Origin of the sequence: Streptococcus pseudopneumoniae (assembly GCF_001072665.1) — a bacterium.
Classification (GTDB): domain Bacteria; phylum Bacillota; class Bacilli; order Lactobacillales; family Streptococcaceae; genus Streptococcus; species Streptococcus pseudopneumoniae_S.
The window spans coordinates 1-10,080 of record NZ_JVJI01000113.1; the positions used below are offsets into that span (position 1 = coordinate 1).

At 40.1% G+C, this 10,080-nt stretch carries 4 protein-coding genes; all 4 read right to left on the reverse strand.

Annotated elements, in window-relative coordinates:
* On the reverse strand, window positions 1–906 hold a 906-nt coding region (locus tag ADH52_RS06770; protein ID WP_152903964.1), incomplete at its 3' end, for a glycoside hydrolase family 20 zincin-like fold domain-containing protein.
* A gap of 164 nt (window positions 907–1,070) precedes the next feature.
* Window positions 1,071–8,333, reverse strand: coding sequence for an SIALI-17 repeat-containing surface protein (locus tag ADH52_RS06775; RefSeq protein ID WP_049510682.1), 7,263 nt, complete (start codon window positions 8,331–8,333; stop codon window positions 1,071–1,073).
* Window positions 8,334–8,698: 365 nt separating this feature from the next.
* Window positions 8,699–9,556 carry a bifunctional methylenetetrahydrofolate dehydrogenase/methenyltetrahydrofolate cyclohydrolase gene (locus ADH52_RS06780; protein ID WP_049510683.1) on the reverse strand — a complete coding sequence of 286 codons (858 nt, stop codon included), beginning with the start codon at window positions 9,554–9,556 and terminating at the stop codon, window positions 8,699–8,701.
* 157 nt (window positions 9,557–9,713) lie between these two features.
* On the reverse strand, window positions 9,714–10,080 hold a 367-nt coding region (locus ADH52_RS06785; RefSeq protein ID WP_049510684.1), incomplete at its 5' end, for an LPXTG cell wall anchor domain-containing protein.

Below are 10,080 nucleotides of genomic sequence, written 5' to 3' on the forward strand. Positions count from 1 at the left end.
CATGTGTTTCAAGGTTGTCAAACCATAGAAGACCGCATCTGTGTCTTTTCCGACGATGGAAATCGAGTTATCCTTGATGGTCAGAGCATAGGCATCAATCTTATCAAAGAGACCTGCTGAAACGTTAGACAAGTTTTGTTCTGCTTGTGAGCCTCGTCCATGCACACCCAGATAGATATTAGTTGCGCCAGCAACTGCTGATTGACTAGTAGTATAGGATACTTGATTGTCCTGCAAGACACTCTTCAAGCGATTACGAGTATAGATATCGAGTTGATCTCCCATTACCAGATTGACTTGCTTACGGAGAGCTGTTACTCCTTCTCCATAAGTCACTTTTTGTGGAGTTGGGAAAACCTTATACTCTTTCTTGAGATAATCTGTACTCTTGCTGGCAGCTGCAATACTATCTTCGCTAGCTGGTTTGCTTGCAGTGAATTGATCTGCCAGTTCAACCGTTCCATCACCTGTTTGCTCTACTTTTGGAGTTTCAGGTGTAGATGGTTGACTTAGTTTAGAGATTACTTTATCATTTTGTCCTCCACTCATAGCTTCAGACGGCTTTGTTTCATTCTCTTGAGTTCTAGGTACTTCAGCCGGTTTGGGATTATTCGTCGCATCAGTAGAGCCAATAGTTTCTGTATTTTCTCCATTTCCAACAGTCGAGCTGGCTTCCTTCCCCGAATTTTCTTCTGCTTTCTTCAAAACCGCCGCAAGTTCATCAGGTAACTTTTCAAATGGCTGAGCTTGAGTTATAGTTCCCTCTTTATCTACCACACCACCTGTTTCTGCAGCCTCTACTAGATTAAAACCAAAGATACTAGCACCAATCATAACAGAAGCTACTCCAATAGCCAATTTACGAATACTGTAATGACAACGTTTATTGAAAAAATTTTTATCCATCTTTATCTTATCTCCTTTCGTCCAAACACGAAAGTAAACGATTTCATTTTTAATAGTAAAGACAGAGAGGCCTAATCGGTCCTCTCCATCTCTTCGACTCATTTATCGATTCATTTTTTCTCTTCTATTAATCTATACAAATAGAATAGTATTAGGTGCACAAACTAATCCTCTTTGCGTTTTGCAGTTAATAAAGCTGCTGACAAGGCCAAGGTAACACCTGCCAAGAAGATAGCTGTTTCTGACTGTTTTTCACCAGTTTCTGGCAATCTCTTGTCTTCCTTGGCAACTTGAACTGGTGCTTCTGGATTCTGAGATTTTTCTACCGAACTTAGTTTAAACTCTGGTTTTTCTACTGTCGGTGCTGGTTGATTACCTACTGTAGCTAGAACACCACGGTACTCTGGAAGTTCATGTTTCAAAGCCATTACTGCATTAACGCCACCCTTAAATTCAGGTTTCTCAACGCTTGGTGCCGCTTGATCTCCTACAGTGGCAAGAATTCCTGTGTATTCTGGAACTTCATTGACTGCTGCTTCTACAAAGTTAGCACCACCTTTAAATTCTGGAACTTCATTGACGGCAGCTTCTACAAAGTTAGCACCGCCTTTGAATTCTGGAACTTCGTTGACGGCTGCTTCTACAAAGTTAGCTCCGCCTTTGAATTCTGGGACTTCGTTGACTACTGCTTCTACAAAGTTAGCACCGCCTTTGAATTCTGGAACTTCGTTGACTGGCGCAGGTTCCTCACCCTTACTATTTGAAATAGATTGTTTTACCCCTACCTCAATAATACGATCTTGAGCTTTTCTTTGTTCAGTATGAACAAGAGTTCTAGTAGTTCCTGATACTTGAATATAGTCAACTTTTTCTCCATCTTGTCCTTCAGAAACTACACGACGTTGACCTTGAGAAAGTTCAGGATTTTCACGAATAATTTCTTTAAACGGAAGTGGAGTCTTTTCAATTTCCAAACTTGGAGCTTCTGCAACTAAGTTCTTAACGCCTTCTGTCGGTGTTGTTTGGAAGGTAGACTTAAAGTGTAAACGATATTCTTTCACCAGATTTCCATCTTTGGAAATAAGACGCACAAGTGTTGGAAGATTTGTATTTCCATGATCCACAACTGTGACTACTCCATGTCCACTAGTTGTCGCAGTGACTTTTGGTTTGGATCCCATTGTTGTTAGGGTGTACTCTGTCACATTTGGATCAAAGTTTTCCAATGCTTTTCCATCAATCGAAATAGTCGCTGATGGTGTTTCGACTTCTACTCCCTTGCCTGCAGAGTAGGCTGTAAATTCTACAAGTGCTAGACCATTAGTAGTAGCCTTACGAGTCATACGCGCACGAATAGCTGTTGTTTGAACTGGATCAAAGTTAAACTCGATTGGTTTACCAGCCACTAATTCTCCAGAAGCCTTGTAAGGAATTGGTGCCCAATTTTCTGCCTTGTTGAATGGATGGTCAGCATTTTCTTCATAACGAGAAATCGTACTTGGTTCTGTAAAGGCAGGGCCAATATATCTTTCTAGAACCATTTTCTCTGGGGCATCTGTTCCACTATCTTTAAAGAACTGAATGGATACTTTTCCAATAGACTGAGAGGCAATTTTACCGTCTTTCTTAAAGAGTAGTCCGACAGAAGTTTCTTCATTTTTTGGAGTACGAGACCAGTTTGTCCAACGTCCATCTTCATTGTATTTTCCATCATTGATATAGAAAATTCGATCATGTGAAGCTGCTTGTGTATCATTCGTTGTCGAAGCAAAGGCTTTAGAATCCGTTTCATTGTTGCTTGGATTTTCTGAGATGACTTGATTTCCTTTAGCTACAACTGTCACCTGCATTTTAGTCGTTAGATTTGTACCAATGACATGACCGGTAATTTCAAATGTTCCCTCATGCTCTGTCGCATGTTCAGGAATAGCATCCCACTTCACTGCAAGTTTAGCAGTAGTCCAAGTATTTGAAGTTGGATAATAAACAGTGACTTCTGATGGAAGCTGAAGGGTATCTCCGAGCTTCAAAGTAGTTGCACCATTTTCAGCTGCTAAAGGTAGACTTGTATCTTTTTCATCATTACGGTAGATCCGATATTCTTTTAAAATAGTACCATCTTCAGCCTTCAAAATAAGACGTGTCGCACCTTTTGGACTTGTTGCTGGAACAAGAGTAACCAAACCATTGTTGCTAGCTGTTGCAGTAATTTCCTTGCTAGATTGAGGAATATAATAATCTGTTTTCGATGGATTAAAGTGTTCAAGATCCTTGCCATCTACTTTGATAGAAATATCTGAACTTGTTTCACTTAAGACCTTGTTTCCAAGGATAGTTAGCTCTGTCAGACCAACTCCCGCAGTACCTTCAGCCTTTTTCATTCGAAGACGAACAGCATAGGTTTCTACCTTGTCAAAGGTAAAGTGATTGGTTTGAGTTGCAGATAGCTGGCTTGGAGCATGTAAGTTTTCAACTGCCTTCCAGTTGGCTGGATTATTAAATGGATGATTAGTATCACGCTGAGCATTGCTGACATCACTTGGTAAATCTGGAATTTCTTTACCTACATAATATTCAACTACATATTCTTTTGGAAGACCAATTGCTCCATCAGTATAGAAATCAACTGATAAATTGTTGACAAAACGTTTCGTCAAGTCTCCTGAATTACCAAACAAGATAGAAGCCCAGTCATTATCTGTATTTGTTCTCCAAGTAGTCCATCTATTTTTAGCATCTGTTGGCGTTCTTGACACAGTCAGGTCGTTCAAGGTATTAGCTGAATCATCTCCTCCTGTATTGGAAACAATAGCAGCTGGCAATTGTGACCCTGTCCATTGTTTAGAGATATTATTTCCAGCAACAACTTGACTAGACACTCGAACATGAGCTTTAGTGGTAAGATTGCTACCCACTAAACGACCATTGATTTCATAGACTCCTTCTGTTTGACTAAAGTTTTCTGAAACCTGATCCCAAACTACATCTTTGTAGATAGTTGTTCCGTTAGAATGGTAAGCACGCACATTGGCTGGCAATTGAACCGTCTCACCCTTAGGAACTGTGAGACTGATTTCCTCTGCAACTTGCAATCCTTCAACCGTTACAGTCGCTTGAGCTTTAATATCTGTACCTTCTACGTGGCCTTTAAGGGTAAAGCTATGATAGCGACCCAATTCTTTTTCATCTACCTTGTCCCAAGTTACAGATACTTTGCGTGGCAAGCCCTTATCAAATTCTGCCCCAACTTCTTTAGGTAGATTCGGTTGCTGATTAATATCTGTAGAAATAGATACAGGATGAAGTTTCACAATCTTCTTGCTGACTTTATTTTCTTTAATCACTACTTCAGTAGTTACAGATTCTGTTTTCTCTGTTTGATTATCGATCCGAGGTGTCAAAATCACTCTTCCCTTAGTATAGAGCAACAAGTTCTGTCCATTCACCTCAAGATACCCACCATCAGATGACTTAGCTTCTAGGTGAATATCTGAAGCTGAAAATTCTGTTTGAGAACCATCCTCATAACTACCAATGACACGATAAGTTAAGACCTGATCTTCAGTAGCAGTTTCTTTTCCTTCCACAACTACTTCCAAACGTTTCAAGGCAGGAGCTTCCTTCACAAACTGAATTAGGTAAGTTTGAACCAAGTCACCCTTTTGGTCACTCAAGAAGACAGAGGCCTGATAACCATTATAAGCAGAAGCTTGCTGAACAGTTACTTGATAACCAGTAGTCTGAGCCCCAACACTTGGAATTGTTCCAGTGTAAGGAAGAGATACACGATAATAAGTCTTGCCAGACTCGAAGTTCTCAAGAGCTTTATCCCCAACAGTAAGTCCTGTAATGCTACTTGTTGTTTCCTTATTGCTTGCGATAAAGGTTGCCGTAACTTCATGACCATCATCTACTAATTTACCAGTAGCTTCCGTACGTCCACCTTCTTTTGTCAAGGCAGAAGGATCTTTCAAGGTCCATGAGACAACATCTGTATCAATCAAGCTACCATCTGTCAAAACAGCTGTGACCGTTTTATCCAAATCTGCTGCAGTTGTACCAACTGGTACTGTAGCAACTTTTGGTAACCATCTATCTAAGGCAATCACTTTTACAAGGGCCTCAGCTTTGCTTTCCAAACCTTCTACACGTCCAGATACTTTTTTCTCACCTGCACTTGTAAGCAAGTCAGCTGGCATGTCCCATGTTACAGTCTTTTCCTCAACACTACCGTCGCTATAAATAGCTGTTACTGTTTGAGGCAATTCAGGATTTGTCGTCACATCAGTTGTTGCTTTTACAGGAGCAAAGGTTACAAAATGACGGTTTTCTTTCTTACCAGACACAGTTGCGACCGTTGCGCTATCAGAAGTTAAACCAGCAGAATCTGCATAAAGAGTAAATTTACCTTCTTTCTCTGTTGATTTTACAATGACAACTCCTTTACCATTGAAAGCACGTCTTTGCCATGTTCCATCTGCTTGAGCTTTGTAGCGCTCACGGCTAGCTTGTTCTCCATTATCCACACCAACAATTTGTCCCTGACCATGAAGATTGAAATGAACAAGATTATTCGCTGTCGGAACCACATTCCCATCGCCATCCACAATCTCATAATGGATGTAGGATAGGTCTTTTCCATCTGCAGTGATAACATGCTCTTCTTTAGTCAGACGAACCCTTGCTGGCTCCCCAGCAGTTGTCACACTATCACGCGCAATTTCATTGCCTTTTTCATCTCGAGCAATCGCAGTCAGTGTGCCGGGTTGGTATTTCACAAGCCACTCGAGATACAATTCACTTGGCTTAGCTCCCTCATGATATGGACGTCCATCTTCTGTCGTTTTCTTAGTAAATTCCTTCTTACCAAGCGACTCTCCATTTAAGAATAATTCGACACTTGCAGCATTTGAGAAGGTACGAACCGGAACCTTTCCATCGACTAGCATCTTGCGATCCTTAAGTGTCTCTTCAGTCCAGTTCCAATGTGGTAAAATACGTACAGTTGGCTTTTCTTTAGCACTATACCACTCACTGCGATAAAGGTAGAAATCATTTTTTGGTAAACCAGCCGTATCGATGATACCAAAGTAAGAGCTTTTTACAGGTGTATTATCTTGGTTATGCCATGGAGTTGGTTCACCAATATAATCAAACCCAGTCCAGATAAATTGTCCGGCATAGCCAGCGCGATCACGGTCAAAAGTCCATGACTCAGTAGCTGTTCTTCCCCACCCAACACGGTCGTTACCATAATCAGATTGTTCATAGTGACGATTTGGACGGTTATCGTGTCCAAGGATTTGAGCAGGATTGTAATAAGAATCACGCGTTCTAGTAGCTGAAGAGGTTTCAGAACCATAAATGAGCCAGTCTGGATGCGCTCTACGAACCGCATCATAAAAACGTTCACCATAGTTCATACCGACAGCATCCATGATTTCTGCGAGTTTCAAGAAATCACCTGTCGCTGCACGACTAAATTTATTTTCACCCATGGTGACATAACGCTCAGTATCAATCGCCTTGATAATAGCCTTCAGACGCTTAGCAGTTTCGATAGAGCGAGGACTACCATTTGCCTCTTCTACCTCATTTCCAAGAGACCACATGACGATAGACGGATTGTTCTTATCACGTTCTACCATTGTTCTAAGATCAAAATCAGACCACTTCTCACCCTTCTTAGCTTCAGGATGGGTTGCATCTTGATCAAAGAAACGTCCATAGTCATAAGTCTTCTTACCACCATACCAAGTATCAAAAGCTTCCTCTTGAACCAAAAGACCTAAACTTGCTGCAGCATCAAGTAACTGAGGACTAGCTGGATTGTGGGTTGTTCGAATAGAGTTAACCCCCATATCTTTCAGGAGTTTTAATTTACGATAGGTAGCCTTATAATTTTCTTCTGCACCCAAAGCTCCATTGTCATGGTGAATACTTACTCCGTGGAATTTCATGCGTTCACCATTCAGAGAGAAACCATCCTTAGCAGTCCAATTAAAATAGCGGTAACCAAATGTATCTTCTGTTACATCAACTAGTTGACCTTCTTTATAAACCTTTGTTTTCAAAACATACAGTTGAGGATGATAACTTTTTGTCGTCCAAAGAGTTGGTTTATTAACTAGGATTGTTTGTCTGAAATCTGCAACTTCATTTTCTGCTAAATTCTTCGTTTCAGAGCGCACTAATTCTGAAACAACCTTACCTTCCTTAGTGAAAATTTGTTGTTCCACAAAGACTTTAGCAGCCTTCTTATCCGTATTTTTAATCTTACTTTGAACCTGTGTTTCAACATTCCCTTCTTTTTGCTCAGCAAGTTTTGGAGTAGTGATATGATTACCATTTTCGGCAACATGGACTTTATCACGATAACTAAGAGTTACATCACGATAAATCCCACTTCCTGAATACCAACGACTACTTGGTTGCTTATTGGTCACTTGAACAGTAATTGAATTTTCACTACCATCCTTGTTTAAAAATTCTGTGATATCATATGAAAAATGATTATAGCCACTTGGATAATGTCCTACAAATTTACCATTTACATAGACCTTTGAATCCATGTAAACACCATCAAAATTGATACGAACATCCTTATTCTTGTCTGCTTCATTTAATGTGAAAGTCTTACGATACCAAGCTGTTCCACCATTTAACTGGCCACCTTCATTACGCGCGGGAGACTTATGGTCGAAATCAAAATAAATGCTCCAATCATGTGGAAGATTCAATTTAGACCAATCATGAACATCCACATCTTTTTTTGAAAAATCTCCTTGGGCATTTAGTTTAAAATACCAATCTTTATTAAAATCTTGTTTTCGCTCCGATAATAGTTGTTTTTCCTTTTCAACTTCAGCTTTGTTTGACTCTCCAGATAGTGCTTGCGATTTTTCAGAAGAAGGTTTAATCTCTGTGTCTGCTTTCACTTGGTCCTTTTCAGAAGTTTTTTTAGAATCCTCTTTTACTTCGGTTCCAGCTGTTACTGCAGATTCAACAGGCTTTGGATTTGCCTCTTCAGATTTCTGTTTGTCCTCAGCCTTGGTTCCTTCTTCTACTTTATTTGGAGTTTCCACTTTAGGACTAGCCAATTCATGACTACCATCGTTAGCAGGTCTAGTAGTTTCTGTATCCTTAGTCACTTTATCTTCTGCCGACTCAGCTTTGGGTTTTACAAACTCACGCCCACCATTCTCATCAGCCTTTGCGATAGCAGCTGCCACATCATCGGGAAGCTTGTCTAAAGGTTGAGCTTGATGAACAGTTGTTTCTTCTGTTTGAGCATTGGATGAAGCCAACTCCTCAGCTTGTACAGCTGATATACCAAATATACTAGCCCCAATCATTACAGATGCCGCACCTATTGCAAATTTACGAATGCTATAATGACAACGTTTATCAAAAGGTCTTTTGTTCATTAAAATCCTCATTTCTTTTTCTTGATACAAAGTAAGCGTTTACTTTTTTTAAAAAAATGACCTCCTTCTGAATACACAAACAAGTACCAAGTTCGATAATATATTTTATATATTGAATATATCAAAACGCGCCTAAAATTGCAATCATTTTCCATCAATTTAACCTAATAAAATGGTATGCAAGATAAGTTCATTCAAAAGGAATAGGTGCAATGAAAGTAGCTTTCTATTCTAGACTCTTTCTGATACAAATTTCATTCCATTAATAGCATTTTCATACTTCAAATTTATAGTTTATGGACTCATATCATTTTAGACTGCATTATATAAAAAGAAGGTAAAACATTATTCTACCTTCTTTTTTCCTATTTTCTATCCAATGTCCGAAGTGCTGCTTGATAAGTTTGCTCCATCAGCATGGTAATGGTCATAGGACCTACACCTCCAGGAACTGGCGTAATATGGCTAGCAAGTGGGGCAACTGCCTCATAATCAACATCCCCACAGAGCTTCCCATTTTCATCGCGGTTCATCCCGACATCAATGACAACCGCACCAGGTTTGACAAAGTCAGCAGTCACAAACTTGGCACGACCGATTGCGACCACCAGAATATCTGCTTTAGCAGCCACCTTGGCAAGATTATGAGTCCGTGAGTGGGTCAAAGTCACTGTAGCATTCTTTGCCAAAAGAAGTTGGGCCATAGGTTTTCCAACGATATTGGAACGACCGATGACGACCGCATTTTTACCTTCCAAGTCAATCCCATATTCATGAAACATTTCCATAATTCCTGCAGGTGTCGAAGGAATCATGACTGGATGACCTGACCAAAGACGCCCCATGTTTAGCGGATGAAAACCATCCACATCCTTTTCTGGGTCAATGGCTAATAAAACCGCCTCTTCATCAATATGTTTTGGCAATGGTAACTGAACCAATATCCCGTGCCATTCTGAATCTTGATTGTATTTGGCAATCAAGTTTAACAATTCCTCTTGGGTAATGGTTTCTGGAACTCGGACTACTTCACTACGAAAACCAGCTGCAAGGGCAGAACGTTCCTTATTTCGAACGTAGACTTGGCTGGCAGGGTTGTCCCCAACCAAAATCACCACCAAACCAGGTACTAAACCTGTTTCTTCCTTTAATCTTGCAGTCTTTTCAGCCAGCTGTCCTTGTAACTTAGCTGCTAGAGCCTTCCCATCAATAATCTGTGTCATATCACTTCTCTTTTCTTTCAAATATCTTCCATTATACCAAAAACTGTTAGTCCCCTCTAACACTTCTTTCCTAGGCAATCCTATAGTTTCAAACTATAAGAAAAAGGAGCGGATATTCCATCCAACTCCTTATTCTTATTAGAAAATCTAATTAGATTTAATCTTCTTTTTTCTTACGAGCAAGAAGTCCAAACCCTCCTAGTGCTCCAAGAAGTCCGAGCGATGCTAGACTAGCGTTAGCTTCTGTACCTGTGTTAGGCAACTCTTTTTGACCTTCAACATATTTAGGTGTTTCTTGTTTAGAAGGTTTAGAAGGTTGAGCTGGTTTAGCAGGTTTTTCTACTTCCCTAGGATTTGGAACATAGTTAATTGGTGTATCCTCACCTGGGTTAGTTGGAACATTTGGTACTTCATATCCTTTAGTTGGATCGTTTGGATCTACTGGTTTCAACGGATTACCGTCTTTATCCTTAGGTGTGTATCCTGGCACGTACGGAAGAACTGGTTTATCCTTGCCTGGTTTG

Excerpts from the sequence above, each read along its gene's own strand:
- ADH52_RS06775 (WP_049510682.1), bottom strand. The coding sequence starts at position 8,333 with ATGAACAAAAGACCTTTTGATAAACGTTGTCATTATAGCATTCGTAAA.
- ADH52_RS06780 (WP_049510683.1), bottom strand. The coding sequence starts at position 9,556 with ATGACACAGATTATTGATGGGAAGGCTCTAGCAGCTAAGTTACAAGGA.